Here is a 15,303-nt window from a genome sequence, read left to right as displayed (position 1 = left end):
GGAAGGCAAAGGCACGGCGCGAGAAATCGGGGACATGCCTAGGAGTCTGTGGCGGTAATGAGGCAGGAGGCGAGCGCGGACGAGGTAGGCGGCTGGCCGCCTGATTGAGGCAGCCCGCCGCTAAGCGACCACCGCGTGGAAGAGCTTGAGGAGGTTGTGGGTGGCGCAGATGAGAGCCCACTCCTCCCGGGCCGCCTTCAGGCCCCGCCGCAGCAGGGTTCGGATGCCGCGCGCCTCTTTGATTTGGCCGAAGACGGGTTCCGCAATCGCTTTGCGCATTCGATACACCTCCTTGCCTCGCTGCGTCGCCAGCTTCCGGGCCATCCGCGCCTTCGGGGTGAGTCCCGCAGGCGGACGGCCTCTGACTTTCGGTGGCGCTTCTCCGTGCTTCTGGCGGCCCGTCGCAATGTATGGCTCGACGCCCACCGACTCGAGCCAGCGCACATTCTTCGCGGAGAAATAGCCCGCGTCCGCGCTCAGCTTCCGGGGCACCTCGTCGAGGTGCTCGGCCACCCGGTCCACCAGCGCCGGCAGGTGCTCGGCGTCCGGAGGCTGGTTGGTGAGGGCTTGGGCGACAATCACCTGGTGCGCCGAGTCCACCGCCGCCTGCGCGTTGTAGGCCTGCTCGAAGCTTGTGCCCCTCTTCATGATTCGGCTGTCCGCGTCCGTGAAGTTGCGCTGCGCTTTGGGCGTCGGCTTCCCCTCGGCCGTGTGGGGCACCGTGTGGCCTGGCAAGTCCTGGGCGGGCGGCGGGGGCTCGTCGTCGTCATCATCCTTGCGTTTGCCTGCTTCCGCGGCAGCCTTGGCTTCGGCCTCCAGCGCCTGCCGGGCCTCGCGGATGCGTTGCAGACGCGACTGCGCGCGCCGCAGCTCCTCGGGGAGTTCATCGCCCCGCTTGCCCGTGCCGTGCCGGGCATCCTCCTCCGCGTCGACGGCCTCCGCCTGCGCCAGCAGTTCCTTCACCTGCCCACGCAGCTTCTCTTCCTCCCTCTGCATCCGCTCGTAGCTCATCGCCTTGTGCTTGCTGGCGTTCGCCTTCAGCTTCGTGCCGTCCAGCGCCACGTGCCCCAGCTTCACCAGCCCCGCCCTCGCGCACAGCTTCAGCATCTGCACGAAGAGGTTTTCGAAGTGCGCCCCGTGCCGGCGCCGAAACTCTGAAATCCTCGAGTGGTCCGGGGACTGGTTCGCCGCCAGGACGCGAAAGGCCACGTCCTCCCGCGTCTTCCTCTCAATCTTCCGAGACGACGTCACCCCTGTGCAGTACGCGTACAGCAGCAACGCCACCATCATCTTCGGCTCGTACGGCGGGTAGCCTCGCAGCTGCTTCTCGTAGGGCTCGTAAATGGGGGCAAGGTCCAGTTCCTCCACCACCTCCAGCACGAAACGCGCGAGGTGGTGCTCCGGCAGCCAGTCCAGCAGCGACGGCGGCAGCAGGAAGTCCTGCTGCACATTCCAGGGGCGGAACTTCTTGCTCATGGGGGCATTGAGCCCCCTCAGCTCCTGCCGGGCAAGGCCCCGTCGCGATTACCGCGACAGACTCCTAGTGGAGTGTCCGCGAAGTCAGTCGACATAGTCGCGGAGGATGAATAGTTCTCCTGGATGAGGAGAAGACCCCCGCGATTCATCCAGCTCTCCCAGGAGGATACCGCCCTCCTGGAGGAGTTGGTGCAGGACGGTCGCACCGAGCAGCGAGTTGCGCGCCGAGCGCGCATTCTGTTGGCCATGGCCGAGCCGGACACCGTCGTGCAGGATCTGGCCGAGCACTTCGGTCTGGACCGCACCAGCATCTGGAGCTTGTGCCGACGTTACGAAGCCTTGGGAGCTGCCGCAGTTTGGGATGCTCCTCGCTCTGGCCGTCCACCGCGGCTCTCCCCCCCTGCAGCTCGTCCAGGTTGAGCAACTGGCCTGCTGTGAGCCGGCGGGAGTGGGCCTGCACATGACCCAGTGGAGTACACGCTCGTTGGCGCGCGTCGCCCGCGAACGCGGCATCGCTCCCACCCTGTCTCACTCCACGGTAGCGCTCATCCTCCATCACGCGGAGCTGCAGCCCCACCGCAGCCGGTACTGGAAAACGCCCACCCTGGACGAGCACTTCCGCCAGAAGGCCGCGGCGGTCCTCTGGTGCTACGAGCGGGCCCAGGCCCTCGCCGAGCACGGAGAGGTGGTGCTGTGTGTGGACGAGAAGCCCAACATCCAGGTCCTTGAGCGCCGCTGTCCTACCCGCCCCGTGCTTCCGGGCCTCATCGAGCGGCGCGAATTCGAGTATGTGCGCCGCGGGACGGTGAACTTCCTGGCTTCGCTCCTGGTGCACGCAGGCACCATGCGTGGTTGGTGCCTGGAGAAGAACGATGGGGCGTGCCTACGGGAAGTCCTGCCCCAGTTGCTGCACCCCTACCGCGACGCTCGACGGGTTCACCTCATCTGGGATGGAGGTTCCAGTCACGTCGCCCAGGACACGCGCGACTTCCTGGGCCGCTACCGCCACGTTCGTGTCCTCGTGACCCCGCCTCATGCCTCCTGGCTCAACCAGGCCGAGCTGCTGCTGCGCGCCTTCAGCGCACGCTACTTACAGCGCGGCGACTGGAAGCGCCGCTCCGACTTCGTCGCCCACCTGGATGCGAGCTGGCCCGAGTACAACCGCCTCTACGCCCACCCATTCACCTGGTTGTGGACCCGGGCCAAGATGCGCGATTGGTTTGAGCGGCACCGCCGCTGACTATGTTGGATTACTTCGCGGACACTCCACTAGTGCCAGGAGTGGGACGTAGCGTCGTGAGCCGTTCGCTACTTCGTGATCTGGAAAGCGTGCGGATGCAGCCGATGCTTACTCTTGGTCTCGTACGTGAGGAGCGTTCGCGTGGATGCGCCGACCATGAACGTCTGCGGCGCGGGCGGCCGCTGACCGGAGGTGATCCTGAGCCTCTGCTGAGGCTTCCCCTCCGTATCGATCAGGAACTCGTCGGAGCACGTCGAAACGGTGACAGGCGCTGGGGGACTGGACGAGACGCCGGTGAACGTCACTGAAAAGCCATCGAACCGCAGCTCGAGACCTTTGACCTTCGGAATGATCGTGCCGAGCGCGGGTGCCAGGAGCGCTTCGATGTCGTCGTCGAGCCGGGTCTCGAGCTCAGAGGATTGGGAGAAGAAGCTGGTCGCGGGCGTCTTGATCCGATGCTGGTACAGCTCGAGCGTGCGCGCGCCCTCTCCGCACGTGAACACGAGCTCGACCCTGCGTACGGTCGGCGCAAACGAGATCAACTTGTCTCCCTCGGTGGGCAGCTGCTCGATACGGGAAACCAGCGAGCGCACGAACTGACCATCGGTGATCGTCAGCGTCCGCGCGGCCCGCTTGTCGCGCGCCTCGTTGTATTGGTTGATCACGAGGCTGGTGCAATTGGTGTCCGCAAACCATGTTCGGGTCACGTGGGTTCCTTGGTCGGCTTGTGCATTGAGAGGCAGGATGATCGTTGCCGCCACGACTCCGAGCAACACGCTGTGCATCGTCGGAGTGTTGATCGCGCACGTCGATGGGTGCAAGGTCACGCTGCTTGTGCACGCACGATGCAGAGAAGGCCGAATGATCTAGCTGGAGGCTCGCGAGCGCACGCTCCACGGACTCGCACAGGTTGTCTTCGCAAGCCACCACGCGAACCGGGTCGCCCGATCGCCAGGCCGTCCTCATCGTCTCGACGCGGAACTCCTGCACAAGAAGACTGCGCGCGAGGAACTTCGCCTTCGTGACGAGGCAACGCGTTCTGGGCGTGCGGACGACGAGCCGTTGAGAGCTGCTCGAAGTTCACTTCACAGCTAAGCCACCCGGGGTAAGTCCTGTCAGAGGGTAGTGCGAGGAGCGAGAGCCCCAGGCCGTCCGGTTCGCTGCAACCGGTGCAGCAACCGGACGGCGTCCGGATAGAAGGCTTCGCGCTCCTCGGTGAGCATCCGGCTGAAGTAGGTGTCCTTCAGGTCCTCCCAGTATCCCTCAATCCAGCTGAGGGTTTCGGACGTGTACCTCGGTAGCCAGAAGGGGCGCACCCAAGGCGCTGCTTGCTCAAGGGCGGCCTGGGCGCGGCGGGCCGTAAAGGTGTTCCCGTTGTCGAGCACGAGCACGATTCGTCTGTCGGTGCGCTTGGCGTGCGCTACCAGCTTTTCGAGCAGTGGTGGGAAGAGGCTCGAGGTGACTCGGTCCGGCTGGTGCGTGAAGAGGAAGCGCTGGTCCGGGTAGCGAAGTGCGCCCACCACGCCCACCCGCACGTTCTTGCCCGGAGTGGGGAGCCACAGGCGGCTGCAGCCGAACACGTCGAAGTCGAACGTCCGCCTGAACAACTCGGCCCAGTCTACTCGCGGTGTCCTCTCCTTCATCAGCTCCTTCCTGGCCGCTGCCTCAAGCCCCGCGCGCACCTCCTCCGCACCTGCTTTAGGGACCAGAAATGGCCGCAGTTTGGCTCCTACGCAGCGTGTGCGGCGTATCCATGTTCGACGGGGAGCCACATTGGCTACGAGAACCCCTCGCGCCCTGGCGGGAAGTCGAGCGGGCTCGGCCAATTCGTGCATATCGAGTCGGAATCAACTCGCCGAAACGCTCTCACGCTGTTCGTCGCGGCATTAGGTACCACGAACACGAAGCGCTCTCTCACGCGCCCCATCCACCCATCCCTGGTTGCCCGGGCCGAACTGGGCCGCCACGCGGTCGATGCGGTCGAGTTCGCCCAGGTCCCCCAGTGTCAGGAGTGCCTCGATGCCCACGCCACTCTGAGGCACCAAGTTCTCGATGTCATCCGCGAGCGCGTGGATCCGGCGCACACCCACGGTGACCACGGCGTCCAGACGCGCCTGGAGGCTGCGCTCGTCATCCGCCGGGTTGACCAGCGCGTCCCGCAGCTTTTGGAGCGCCTTGGCCGAAGGCGGTTTTCGCTGCACCCGCGCGAGGTGCTCTGCCGCCGCGCGAATCGCCTCGGGCCCGCCGCTCTGGAACAACTCGATCCACTTGCGCACCGCCGAGAGAGGCACATCGTGATTGCGACGCAACTCCACCACAGACATCCCACCTTCGACGTGCTCGCGCGCGACGCGTTCGTGGAACTCGGCATCCAGCATTTCTCGAAAGGCGGCCATGGAGTCGGAGCCTCGCACGAGCCGGCGCGGGTTTCGAGCGTCGAATGAAGCGACGGCTCCAGCGTGCGCCGCGGGTGGCGGGCATCCGCCGCGAGCAAGGGCGCATCGACTGGCACGACCCGCGCCCCAGTTCCACACCGCACCGGGCAGAGACGCCGGAGGGAACAGGGGCCCAAACAAAAAGCCCAGCAACCTCGCGGCTGCTGGGCTTCACTCAGTGGAGGCGGCGGGAATCGAACCCGCTGTGCCGAACAACCCAATCCCGAGGCAGGATCGCCTTGACCCGCGATTTTACTGGGGATTTCGGCCAGCGGTTGTCCCGTCCTGTCCCGCCCATCACCCCCTGATTCCCCCGTGGAGGGGCTATATGGGGGCAATGAGCGAGACCCTCGGCAGGGCTCGAAGGCACTGCCTAGCTGGAGGGCTCTCCGGTTTCGGTCAGGATTCTTCGTCCGGAAGGAGTGTCCTCAGAAGCTCATCGTCAGGACCGAGCGGACGCCAGCCAGCGGGGGGAGGATTCTCGCGGAGCGCGACAATAACCTGCCGAGTGCGCTCTGAATATGCTTCTGGGGTGGAGCCAGACCACAGGCCAAGTGCCTTAGCGACCTGGAAGCGGGTCACGTCATCAAGTTCCGCCGGCCCCTCTCTGCCAACGTGAGTGAGACAGTTCGTACCCAGCAGTTTAGTGTGCAGGGCGACCCAGGCAGGAACGATGAGCGCAGTGGTGGAAGAGGCTCGGGTCCGGGAGACCGAGGTGGAGGAGAAGGCGAGGCGACGAGGCTTCACGGCGGAGTACAAGCTGCGGGTGCTGGCGGAGGCAGACCGTTGCACGCAGCCCGGTGAGGTTGGGGCGCTGCTGCGCCGCGAAGGGCTGTACTCGTCGCTGCTGAGCGCGTGGCGACGCCAGCGCGAAGCGGGAGAGCTGTCAGCCCGCAGCCCGAAGAAGCGAGGCCCACCGGCGAAGGTTCCCGATGCGAGCGCCCGACGCGTCGCCGAACTGGAGAAGCAACTGGCCCGTGCCCAGGTGCGCCTCAAGCGCGCCGAGGCCCTGCTGGACCTCCAAAAAAAGTATCGGAAATCCTGGGAGTGGAGCTGCCGAAGCCCGACGAGGAGCTTTGATGGGCGTGGCCCTGGAAGCGGTGAGCGAACTGGGCGTGGCGCCGGTGTGCCAGGCACTGGGACTGCCGCGTGCCACCTACTACCGACGAGCACGGCCCAAGCACGGGCCGGCGCGCCGAAGCCGCTCACCGCGGGCGCTGGCCCCCGAGCAGCGGGCCGAGGTGCTCGCGGCGCTGCATGAGCCGAGATTCCAGGATGCGGCGCCAGCGGAAGTCTACGCGCAGTTGCTCGATGAGGGGCGCTACCTGTGCTCCGAGCGCACCATGTACCGGGTGCTCGCTGAGAATCACCAGGTGCGTGAGCGCCGCAACCAGCTGCGCCACCCGAACCACCCGGTGCCCCAATTGCACGCGACGAAGCCCAATGAACTCTGGAGCTGGGACATTACGAAGCTGCACGGCCCGTCGAAGTGGACGTACTTCTACCTCTACGTCGTCCTGGACGTCTTCAGCCGCTACGTCGTCGGGTGGATGGTGGCCCACCGCGAGTCGGCCACCCTGGCGAAGAAGCTGCTGGCGCTGACGTGCGAGCGCCAGGGCGTAGTACCCGGCCAGTTGACGATTCATGCCGACCGAGGCTCCTCCATGACGTCCAAGCCGGTGGCCTTGCTGATGGCCGACCTGGGCGTGACGAAGACGCACTCGCGGCCTTACGTTTCCAACGACAACCCCTTCAGCGAGGCCCACTTCAAAACGATGAAGTACCGGCCTGACTTTCCCGAGGCCTTCGGCTGCATCCAGGACGCTCGCGGCCACTTCAGTGACTTCTTCGGTTGGTACAACAACGAGCACCACCACGGCGGCCTCGGCCTGTTGACACCCTACGACGTGCACCTTGGCACGGCGGCCGAGCGCCTCGCGGCCCGCGCTGCGGTGCTCGCCGCTGCCTACGCCGCTCACCCTGAGCGCTTCCCTCGCGGTGCTCCCATGCCGAAGGCACCGCCTACCTCCGTCTGGATAAACGACCCCGCGCGGCTCTCCGCCTCACTGAAAGCTACGCAGTAATCTCTCGAACTCACTGTCTCACTCGCGTTGACAGGTTCCGGGCCACCCGTTGGGAATACCTGCTGCCAACTCACGCACGAGCAGGTCTCGAACAAATCGTGTGACTTGCTTGTGTCGTTCCGCTTCAGCGCGCAACCCGGTCAACACCTGCACCCCTGCGACGTCATCCTTGCCAAGTTCTTCGGCCAATGCGTACAGAGGTACAGCAGGACGTGCCTCCGCGAAGGCGGTTAGCGAGTCGAAGCCACGCTCGCGGACCCGCTCATAGAGGCGAACTCTCCAGTTCCCCTGCCACGAACGCCCGTCCGTCATCGGCTTCTTCCCTTCGTGAACTTCATTGGGATGTCGTAGAGCTTCATGTTCTCCGCGACGATGCTCAGAACCTCATTCCGCGTCAACGCCTGCCCTGCCGACAACTCCGCATCTCTTAGGGTGCGCATGATCCTCCTGTTCCATTCGTCGGGCCACATGCGCCCTAGTGGAGTGTCCGCGAAGTCAGTCGACATAGTCGCGGAGGATGAATAGTTCTCCTGGATGAGGAGAAGACCCCCGCGATTCATCCAGCTCTCCCAGGAGGATACTGATCTGCCCCCGTTCTTCGGACCACGCGTTACGAGAGTCCTGCGGCGCTGCTGATGCCGTGCTCGGGGGATGATGCGACGGGGCCGGCATGGGCGCGGCGAGCTCCGACCTCCGCAGGTGTCTTGTAGCCCAAACTGCTGTGCGGGCGCTTCTCGTTGTAGTCGCGCCGCCACGCCTCGATGAGGACGACGGCCTCCTTCCTGGTGGAAAACCACTCTGCTGACAGGCACTCGTCCCGGAAGCGGCCGTTGAAGCTTTCGTTGGTACCGTTCTGCCAAGGCTTGCCTGGAGCGATGTAGGCCGTCTGAATGCCATTGGCCTCCAGCCACCTGCGCAGGGCCTTGGCAATGAACTCGGGGCCGTTGTCGCTTCTGAGGTACTTCGGCGGCCCGTTCACTGCTACCAGGCGCGAGAGCACCTCGATGACGCGCCTGGCACTGATGCGCCCGGCCACGTCGATGGCCAGGCACTCTCGGCTGTGTTCATCCACGACAGTGAGGCACTTGAGCTTCTGCCCATTGGCGCACATGTCGTGCACGAAGTCCCAGGCCCATACCGAGTTGACGCCCTCCGGCTTGGGTTGGCGTTGCTGCCCCAGCCGAAGCCGTTTCCTTGGCCGTCTCCGAGAGAGCGCCAGCCCCTCCTTCCTCCAGAGCCGATGCACTCGCTTCACGTTGACCGCGGGCCCCTCGCGCCGCAGCAGGGCCCAGGCTCGCCGGTAGCCGAACCGGGGGCGTGCCCGGGCGATGTCGCGCAACTGCGCCACCAGCGCCGCGTCCTTTGCCTCCTTCCGGCTGGCGTAGCCCAGGCTACTGCGGGCCACCTGTAGTAGCGCGCACGCCCTGCGCTGCGACACGCCTTTCCCCATGGCGTACCGCACCTGCCGACGGCGGACAGGCGCGCTCACCATTTTTTTCTACGCCGGCAAATACCTCCTGCCCTCCGCGGTGTTGCCTCAATAGGGAGGTGGCACCATGGGACGCACGACTGCCCACCCACCGGCGAGCAGGCAGGTGGGGTTGGAGAACCATCGACGGCGGTGCTCCGCGTGCGGAGGGCCCGCCCCAGCGGACTACCGGGCACGGCGGAACGTGGTGACGCTGGAGGCGGTGGTCGCCCTCAAGGTACAGGTGCGAGTGTGCCACCGGAAGGGTTGCCCGTTATACTTGAAGCCCGTGCGTGCCGAAGAAGAGGGCCGGTGGGCACTGCCGGACCATGAGTTTGGCCTGGACGTCATCGCCTTGATTGGGGCACTGCGCTACCACGAGCATCGCAGCGTCCCGGAAATCCATGCACTCCTTCGCGCACGGGGCGTCTCCATTTCCGAGCGCAGTGTCACCAACCAACTCGACCGGTATGACGAGCTGCTGGCGCTGCGAATGACAGACAGCCGACGACTCCAGCAGGTGACACGTCAGCAGGGCCGGGTGGTGCTGGCCATGGACGGCCTGCAACCCGAAGTGGCCCATGAGGTGTTGTGGGTGGTGCGCGACTGTCTCTCCGGTGAGGTGCTGGCAGCCCGTAGCTTGCTGGGCAGTGGTGAGCAGGAGTTGGCCCCGCTGCTCCTGGAAGTGAAAGCGGCGCTGGCGGTGCCCATTGCCGGAGTCGTCTCGGATGGCCAGCGCTCCATCCGCAACGCGGTAGCCTCGGCGCTGCCTGGGGTGCCTCACCAACTCTGCCACTTCCACTACCTGCGTGAAGCGGCCCGCCCCCTCTACGAGGCGGACCGGCACGCCAAGAAGCTGCTGAAGAGTCATGTGCGAGGAGTGCGCGTCATCGAGCGCGCCGTCGAGGGGCGCCAGGACGCCCAAGCACAAGCTGTCCGCAGCTACTGCGCCGCGGTGCGAAGCGCCTTGACGGACGACAGACGCCCACCCCTGAAGCCCTCCGGACTGGAGTTGCACCGTCGGCTGCGAGCGATTGAAGCCAGTCTCCGCCGGTCAGAAAAAGGGGGCGCGCGCCAGAGAGCTGAAACGGCTGCGCCTGCTATTGAGGCGCGGCCTGATGCAGACGGCGAGGATGTGGCCACCACTGAAGGCGGCCTACCGGTGGGTAGAGCGTGTCGCCGAAATCCTCACCAATGCCTCCGGCCAGAAAGGCTGTCACGTCAAAAGGCGCATGGCCGGCCTTGTCGGCGCACTGGAGCATGCCGTGCGACGCACCCGCTCCCCCACCGCGCCGCGCTGGCACATTTCCTCCTGGAGACGCGTCGCTATTGGCCCGGCCTCTTCCATTGCTACGACGTACCCGGCCTGCCGCGCACGGACAATGACTTGGAGCACCTGTTTGGCAGTTGCCGCTACCACGAGCGCCGGGCCTCGGGTCGGCGCCGCGGAAGCGAGGGCCTGGTGGTGCGCGGACAGGTGCGAGTCGTCGCCGCAGTGGCGACCCGACTTGCCCCCACTGTCGGCGCGGAACTGGCCCCCAAAGACATCATCGCGTGGAGGAAGCTGCGTGCCTCCCTTCGAAGACGGCAACACGCGCGAGTCTTGGGCCGTCGATTCCGGGCCAATCCGAACGCCTACCTCGCAGCGATTGAGCGGGAGCTCAGGAGAGCTTTGCCGGCGTAGTTTTTTTGTGGAGATTTCCTTCATGACCTCGATTTCGAGGTCCCTCTCGGCCAGCAGCTTCTTCAGACGCGCGTTCTCCTTCTCCAACTCCCTGAGCCGCGTCGCGTCGCCTGCCTCCATGCCGCCGAACTTCTGCCGCCACCGGTAGAGCGTCTGCTCGACGACGCCGTGCTTCCGGGCCACCTCCACCACGCTGGCCCCAGGCGTCTCCGCCTCCCGCAGGATGCGGACCATCTGCTCCTCGGTAAACCTGCTCTTTCTCACGACCGCCCTACCTCCTGGCCGCGAGGACTCTCTCACGCTTCAACTGGTCCGAAAATCGGGGGGCAGACCAATACCGCCCTCCTGGAGGAGTTGGTGCAGGACGGTCGCACCGAGCAGCGAGTTGCGCGCCGAGCGCGCATTCTGTTGGCCATGGCCGAGCCGGACACCGTCGTGCAGGATCTGGCCGAGCACTTCGGTCTGGACCGCACCAGCATCTGGAGCTTGTGCCGACGTTACGAAGCCTTGGGAGCTGCCGCAGTTTGGGATGCTCCTCGCTCTGGCCGTCCACCGCGGCTCTCCCCCTGCAGCTCGTCCAGGTTGAGCAACTGGCCTGCTGTGAGCCGGCGGGAGTGGGCCTGCACATGACCCAGTGGAGTACACGCTCGTTGGCGCGCGTCGCCCGCGAACGCGGCATCGCTCCCACCCTGTCTCACTCCACGGTAGCGCTCATCCTCCATCACGCGGAGCTGCAGCCCCACCGCAGCCGGTACTGGAAAACGCCCACCCTGGACGAGCACTTCCGCCAGAAGGCCGCGGCGGTCCTCTGGTGCTACGAGCGGGCCCAGGCCCTCGCCGAGCACGGAGAGGTGGTGCTGTGTGTGGACGAGAAGCCCAACATCCAGGTCCTTGAGCGCCGCTGTCCTACCCGCCCCGTGCTTCCGGGCCTCATCGAGCGGCGCGAATTCGAGTATGTGCGCCGCGGGACGGTGAACTTCCTGGCTTCGCTCCTGGTGCACGCAGGCACCATGCGTGGTTGGTGCCTGGAGAAGAACGATGGGGCGTGCCTACGGGAAGTCCTGCCCCAGTTGCTGCACCCCTACCGCGACGCTCGACGGGTTCACCTCATCTGGGATGGAGGTTCCAGTCACGTCGCCCAGGACACGCGCGACTTCCTGGGCCGCTACCGCCACGTTCGTGTCCTCGTGACCCCGCCTCATGCCTCCTGGCTCAACCAGGCCGAGCTGCTGCTGCGCGCCTTCAGCGCACGCTACTTACAGCGCGGCGACTGGAAGCGCCGCTCCGACTTCGTCGCCCACCTGGATGCGAGCTGGCCCGAGTACAACCGCCTCTACGCCCACCCATTCACCTGGTTGTGGACCCGGGCCAAGATGCGCGATTGGTTTGAGCGGCACCGCCGCTGACTATGTTGGATTACTTCGCGGACACTCCACTAGGTCGAGCAGGCTACTACCAGGGATAGAGCGCCGGGTCGCCGCGCCGGTAGACCACGCCGTACAGTATCACCTCGCGCTGCGCCGGATGCAGCATCGGCTGCGCGCGCTTGCCGAGCAGGACGTGCTCGATCGCGAGCGCGAACGTCTCGCCCTCGAAGTAGCACGCATCGTGGATATCGCTCATGCCGAACACCCGGCCATCGTCCGCGAGGTAGAGGCTGGCATGACCATCGGCAAGTTCGGCGATGCCGACCAGTTCGGTCTTGAGCAGGCGACTCCAGTCGCTCGCTCGCTTGGTCGGGAACAATCGGACGAAGTGCACGGCACTCGGCGCGCAGGTCCTGCCCGTGACACCGTCGGGGCGCACCTCGAGCCCACCGAACGCAGCGAGCACCGCTGCCGCGGGATGACGCGGATCAACCGCTTCGTCGAGTTCCTTGCAGCGATGGGGATACCAACCGGCTCGCACGAACAGCGAGCGCACGCTCGGCGGCGGCTCGAGCTCCATCAGGTTCGCGCACTCGCATGCGCACCCGACGCTCGCGTGAGCGAGGTCTTGACCTTCGGGATGTCGAACTTCATCGGATCGAAGGTCGCGACCTCGGCCTCTTTGTTCTCCTTGGCCTGCTTGTGCTTCGGGTCCAGCTTCGCGTTGTAGGCAAGCGTGTTCGCGTCGAGCACTCTTGCGTTGGCGCTCAGGGTGCGCAGCCGCTGGAAGAGGCGGACCAGCGCCTCCAGGTCGTCGCCCCGGTTCACGCCACGGAGCACGGCGCGCTGTCCCGGGTCCAGGTGGTTCCCCAGCGAGACCAGGAAGGACTCGTTCTTGGTCTGGAGCCACGTCGTGAGCTTCTTCCGGTTCACCGGGCCCTTGAGCTTCTTGCGCTGGATGAAGTCCGCGTTGTCCTTCGCCAGCTGCGTCGCGGCCGCGCCCGTGCGGCCCGGCAGCATCTCGGCCGCGGTGCGCGCGGGCCCCGTGTCGGGGGTCACCCGCGAGACGTGCGTGACGGGCGTGACGAAGGGGTCCAGGTTGTTCCCGGGGTTGGGCACGAAGCGGTCGCCCAGCCTCGCCTTGTGTTGCACGCCGCCTCTGGCGGGGGTCGGCTGGCTCCAGACGATGGCCACGCGGTAGCGGGCTCCGGGGGGCGTGTGGACGAGGTCCTTCCCCGTCTCCCAGTGGGAGAAGATGACGCTGTGCCCACCGCCTTCCGAGGCGTTGGCGTTGTAGAGGTACAGCCAGTCTCCCGTCTGGAAGTCGTTGAGCTTCTCGAAGGGAAGATGCCGTTGCCGGTAGTACCTCGACCCTTTGCCGGGGTTCTCCGCCGCCGCCTTCTCCGCCGCCTCCGCCTGCTTCGTTCCCTTGTGCAGCGGCCCCAAGCCCTCGTCCTTCGGCTTCACGGGGGCCGGCGATACCTCCTTGCCCGCCCCCGCGTGTCCGGCCCCGCAGGACGGGGGCATCTCGGCGCCCGAGAACTCATCGAGGGGAAGCCCCTCTTTCGAGACCCGGTCCTGTTTCGTGACGTCAATCGCCCTGCCCGTGTTGAGCGTCGCGGCGCCCAGCGGGTCGAAGGACCCCATCACCCCTCCGGAGAACCCGGACCCCGACGGGGTGGCGCCAGCGTAGTGGTGGACGATCTGCACCCAGTGGAAGCAGAACTGCGCATGCACCCGCTGGTCGAACGAGCCGGGCCGGTAGATGCCGTTCGCGAGGATGTGGGCCGAGAGGAGGAGGCGCTGCTGCGCGGTGGTCGCCCCTCGGTCGGAGCCGTTGAACAGGCGGTCGGGGATGCGTCGGGAGAGGGTGAAGTCCCGCAGCTTCTGGCGCTGGGTGTCCGTGAAGAGCACCTGGAGCCTCGCGGACGTCAGCGGGGCCGCCGGCACGCCGAACACGTTCAGCACGTCCGCGAACTCCTTGTTGAAGAGGGAGGCGAACGCGTCCGCCACCGTCGTCCGGGGCAACGTCGGACCGACGAGCGCCTCCAGCCGGGCGAGCTCGGCACGCAGGTGCTGAATCGTCGCGTTGTCGGCCCCGGGGGCTGCCGCGCCAGCCAGCGGTGAATCCTGGCGATCTCGAGCCGGACGGCCTGCGGGTTCGAGGCACTGACGCTGTTCTTCAGCGACTGCGGCTCGTCCGTGTCGGCCCCCAGGAGTGGCGTGTCCAACGGCTGTCGGCGCAGCGTGCTCGTACCGCCCTGGAGGGTGTGCGCCAGCTCGTGCGCCAGCAGCCGGTCTCCGGTGGCCGTCCCCGGCCCGTAGCGCCCGGGCGCGAAGACCACGTCGCTCCCGACGGAGTAGGCGTGCGCGCCCACCGCGAGCGCGCTCTGCGCGGCCCGCGCGTCGTCGTGCACCCGCACGGAGGAGAAGTCGGCGCCTCCGAAGCGCCCTTCCATCGCGTCGCGCGCGGCCGGCTCCAGCGGGCGCCCGGGCCGAGCGAGCACCTCGTGGACGACCGGCGGCGCGAGCGCGCGCGATGCGCCCACTCCCCCATTTCCCCGGTGCAGCCCCGAACCGACAGGCGCCGGTTGCGGCGTCCCCATGACCTTGTCGGCCGCGTCGTCTGCCTCGCGCTCGAACGGGTCGCCCGGGGAGCTGATCGTCAGCTCGCGTTGAATCCGTGGCGGCGTGATGGCGATGCGGGCGAAATCAAACGAGGAGCCGGGCGCGGCCGGCGGAGACAACCCGCCTCCCGATTCCGAAGCGGCGCGCCCGACGGCTGGGCGCTGCGATTCACGCTTCGGAGCAGGAGCATGCGCCGAAGACGGACGCGGCTTCTGGTCGAACGCGAACATGGAGCAGTCCTCCCCCTGGACGACAACGATAGAGCCGCTCAGCGGCAGGCGCCCAGTATAGGAGAGATGGAGGCTCGGGCGTCATCCGGCGCGGGCGAAGTCCCGCTCAACTCTCCCCCCAGTTGCCCAGGAAGTCGCCCATGGTGAGTCGCACGCCTTGGTTGCGCAAGATGCCGTAGGCCGTGGTCACGTGATAGAAGAAGTGGGGAATCGCGAATGCCATCAGAAAGTGTCGACCACTGGAGCGCACCGAGCCCCGGCGGTGCTCGATGACGACCTCTCGCTCGAGGCCGGCTTCGAGGTCGATTGGAGAGAGGCCGCGGAGATACGCAATCGTCGCATCGAGCTGGTGATGCAGCTGCGCGAAGCTCCTTGCATCGTTCGCGGCCGGCACCCGTGACTCCCCCAGCAACCGCGCCATCGCCAACCTGGCGCCCTCCGCGGCCCAGTGGACCTGGGCGGCGAGCGTGTACATGTGCAGGTCCGCGGGCGCGTCGCCCGCAGCACCGGACATGCGCCCTTCTCCAGTCAGTCGCGCGTCCAGCAACGCCGCGTCACCACAGCCACTGGCGGCGGCATGCGCTTCCGCCTTCGTCAGCTGCGATTTCAGGTTGGTCAGTCCGCGGACGAACACTCCAGCCGACAGCTCATTGGGATTCGAAGACATGGCCCATTCTTCCACCAGGCCGTG

At 66.5% G+C, this 15,303-nt stretch carries 14 protein-coding genes and 5 pseudogenes; 6 read left to right on the top strand and 13 right to left on the bottom strand.

The annotated features are described in order from the left end of the window. Positions 1-120: 120 nt before the first annotated feature. Positions 121-1,476: an IS1182 family transposase gene (locus tag QEG98_RS33625; protein ID WP_316564136.1), complete on the bottom strand. Its 1,356-nt coding sequence runs from the start codon at positions 1,474-1,476 to the stop codon at positions 121-123. A gap of 84 nt (positions 1,477-1,560) precedes the next feature. Next, the gene (locus QEG98_RS33620; RefSeq protein WP_316568065.1) at positions 1,561-1,764 is read right to left on the bottom strand and encodes a hypothetical protein; all 204 of its coding nucleotides are present in this window, start codon (positions 1,762-1,764) and stop codon (positions 1,561-1,563) included. Here QEG98_RS33620 and QEG98_RS33615 point away from each other — a divergent pair. Next, positions 1,723-1,896 (top strand): helix-turn-helix domain-containing protein, encoded by a 174-nt coding sequence (locus QEG98_RS33615; RefSeq protein ID WP_316564191.1) that lies wholly within the window; start codon positions 1,723-1,725, stop codon positions 1,894-1,896. The genes QEG98_RS33620 and QEG98_RS33615 overlap by 42 nt on opposite strands. Continuing rightward, entirely contained in the window at positions 1,838-2,716 is an 879-nt protein-coding gene (locus tag QEG98_RS33610; protein ID WP_316564190.1) for an IS630 family transposase, read from the top strand. Before QEG98_RS33615 ends, QEG98_RS33610 begins: the two co-directional genes overlap by 59 nt. Positions 2,717-2,784: 68 nt before the next feature. On the opposite strand, the gene QEG98_RS33605 is transcribed toward QEG98_RS33610, so the two are convergent. The 4 genes and pseudogenes from QEG98_RS33605 to QEG98_RS33590 form a co-directional block, all read right to left on the bottom strand. After that, positions 2,785-3,477 carry a hypothetical protein gene (locus QEG98_RS33605; protein ID WP_316564189.1) on the bottom strand — a complete coding sequence of 231 codons (693 nt, stop codon included), beginning with the start codon at positions 3,475-3,477 and terminating at the stop codon, positions 2,785-2,787. Positions 3,478-3,831: 354 nt separating this feature from the next. Then, positions 3,832-4,359 (bottom strand): transposase, encoded by a 528-nt coding sequence (locus tag QEG98_RS33600; protein ID WP_316564188.1) that lies wholly within the window; start codon positions 4,357-4,359, stop codon positions 3,832-3,834. A gap of 243 nt (positions 4,360-4,602) precedes the next feature. After that, the gene (locus QEG98_RS33595) at positions 4,603-5,112 is read right to left on the bottom strand and encodes a transposase (RefSeq protein WP_316564187.1); all 510 of its coding nucleotides are present in this window, start codon (positions 5,110-5,112) and stop codon (positions 4,603-4,605) included. Between the two features lie 438 nt (positions 5,113-5,550). Then, positions 5,551-5,751 (bottom strand): annotated as a pseudogene (locus QEG98_RS33590) (NUDIX hydrolase); the annotation flags it as partial. A 73-nt stretch (positions 5,752-5,824) separates the two neighbouring features. On the opposite strand from QEG98_RS33590, the gene QEG98_RS33585 reads away from it, so the two are divergent. Next, positions 5,825-7,235 (top strand): IS3 family transposase gene (locus QEG98_RS33585; RefSeq protein ID WP_316564186.1). Its coding sequence is split into 2 segments (ribosomal slippage): positions 5,825-6,183 and positions 6,182-7,235, totalling 1,413 coding nucleotides; the frame shifts between segments, so codons are not numbered across the junction. 39 nt (positions 7,236-7,274) lie between these two features. On the opposite strand, the pseudogene QEG98_RS33580 reads toward QEG98_RS33585, so the two are convergent. Continuing rightward, positions 7,275-7,547: pseudogene (locus QEG98_RS33580) on the bottom strand (NUDIX hydrolase); the annotation flags it as partial. 298 nt (positions 7,548-7,845) lie between these two features. After that, positions 7,846-8,733, bottom strand: a pseudogene (locus QEG98_RS33575) (IS3-like element ISMxa2 family transposase); the annotation flags it as partial. A gap of 58 nt (positions 8,734-8,791) precedes the next feature. On the opposite strand from QEG98_RS33575, the pseudogene QEG98_RS33570 reads away from it, so the two are divergent. Beyond that, positions 8,792-10,387, top strand: a pseudogene (locus QEG98_RS33570) (ISNCY family transposase). On the opposite strand, the pseudogene QEG98_RS33565 reads toward QEG98_RS33570, so the two are convergent. After that, positions 10,385-10,651 (bottom strand): annotated as a pseudogene (locus QEG98_RS33565) (transposase); the annotation flags it as partial. The pseudogenes QEG98_RS33570 and QEG98_RS33565 overlap by 3 nt on opposite strands. A gap of 150 nt (positions 10,652-10,801) precedes the next feature. Between QEG98_RS33565 and QEG98_RS33560 the strand changes: the two are divergent. After that, positions 10,802-11,017 (top strand): helix-turn-helix domain-containing protein, encoded by a 216-nt coding sequence (locus QEG98_RS33560; RefSeq protein ID WP_316564185.1) that lies wholly within the window; start codon positions 10,802-10,804, stop codon positions 11,015-11,017. Continuing rightward, the gene (locus QEG98_RS33555; RefSeq protein WP_316564184.1) at positions 11,014-11,793 is read left to right on the top strand and encodes an IS630 family transposase; all 780 of its coding nucleotides are present in this window, start codon (positions 11,014-11,016) and stop codon (positions 11,791-11,793) included. The genes QEG98_RS33560 and QEG98_RS33555 overlap by 4 nt, the downstream gene beginning before the upstream one ends. 46 nt (positions 11,794-11,839) lie before the next feature. Here the strand turns inward: QEG98_RS33555 and QEG98_RS33550 are convergent, their stop codons facing one another. The 4 genes from QEG98_RS33550 to QEG98_RS33535 form a co-directional block, all read right to left on the bottom strand. Further along, entirely contained in the window at positions 11,840-12,334 is a 495-nt protein-coding gene (locus QEG98_RS33550; RefSeq protein WP_316564183.1) for an SUKH-3 domain-containing protein, read from the bottom strand. Next, entirely contained in the window at positions 12,334-13,782 is a 1,449-nt protein-coding gene (locus QEG98_RS33545; protein ID WP_316564182.1) for a hypothetical protein, read from the bottom strand. Before QEG98_RS33545 ends, QEG98_RS33550 begins: the two co-directional genes overlap by 1 nt. Further along, the gene (locus tag QEG98_RS33540) at positions 13,716-14,501 is read right to left on the bottom strand and encodes a DUF4157 domain-containing protein (RefSeq protein WP_316564181.1); all 786 of its coding nucleotides are present in this window, start codon (positions 14,499-14,501) and stop codon (positions 13,716-13,718) included. The genes QEG98_RS33545 and QEG98_RS33540 overlap by 67 nt, the downstream gene beginning before the upstream one ends. Positions 14,502-14,718: 217 nt before the next feature. Further along, positions 14,719-15,279: a DUF1993 domain-containing protein gene (locus QEG98_RS33535; protein ID WP_316564180.1), complete on the bottom strand. Its 561-nt coding sequence runs from the start codon at positions 15,277-15,279 to the stop codon at positions 14,719-14,721. Between the last annotated feature and the right edge of the window lie 24 nt (positions 15,280-15,303).

The sequence above is a fragment of the Myxococcus sp. MxC21-1 genome (assembly GCF_032612255.1).
GTDB classification, from domain to species: domain Bacteria; phylum Myxococcota; class Myxococcia; order Myxococcales; family Myxococcaceae; genus Myxococcus; species Myxococcus virescens.
This window is presented reverse-complemented; position numbering and strand designations above follow the sequence as displayed.

Coding starts and splice junctions, on each gene's coding strand:
- QEG98_RS33610 (WP_316564190.1), top strand. CDS start 1,838: ATGCTCCTCGCTCTGGCCGTCCACCGCGGCTCTCCCCCCCTGCAGCTC.
- QEG98_RS33625 (WP_316564136.1), bottom strand. CDS start 1,476: ATGAGCAAGAAGTTCCGCCCCTGGAATGTGCAGCAGGACTTCCTGCTG.
- QEG98_RS33595 (WP_316564187.1), bottom strand. CDS start 5,112: ATGGCCGCCTTTCGAGAAATGCTGGATGCCGAGTTCCACGAACGCGTC.
- QEG98_RS33555 (WP_316564184.1), top strand. CDS start 11,014: ATGACCCAGTGGAGTACACGCTCGTTGGCGCGCGTCGCCCGCGAACGC.
- QEG98_RS33535 (WP_316564180.1), bottom strand. CDS start 15,279: ATGTCTTCGAATCCCAATGAGCTGTCGGCTGGAGTGTTCGTCCGCGGA.
- QEG98_RS33615 (WP_316564191.1), top strand. CDS start 1,723: ATGGCCGAGCCGGACACCGTCGTGCAGGATCTGGCCGAGCACTTCGGT.
- QEG98_RS33550 (WP_316564183.1), bottom strand. CDS start 12,334: ATGGAGCTCGAGCCGCCGCCGAGCGTGCGCTCGCTGTTCGTGCGAGCC.
- QEG98_RS33560 (WP_316564185.1), top strand. CDS start 10,802: ATGGCCGAGCCGGACACCGTCGTGCAGGATCTGGCCGAGCACTTCGGT.
- QEG98_RS33600 (WP_316564188.1), bottom strand. CDS start 4,359: ATGAAGGAGAGGACACCGCGAGTAGACTGGGCCGAGTTGTTCAGGCGG.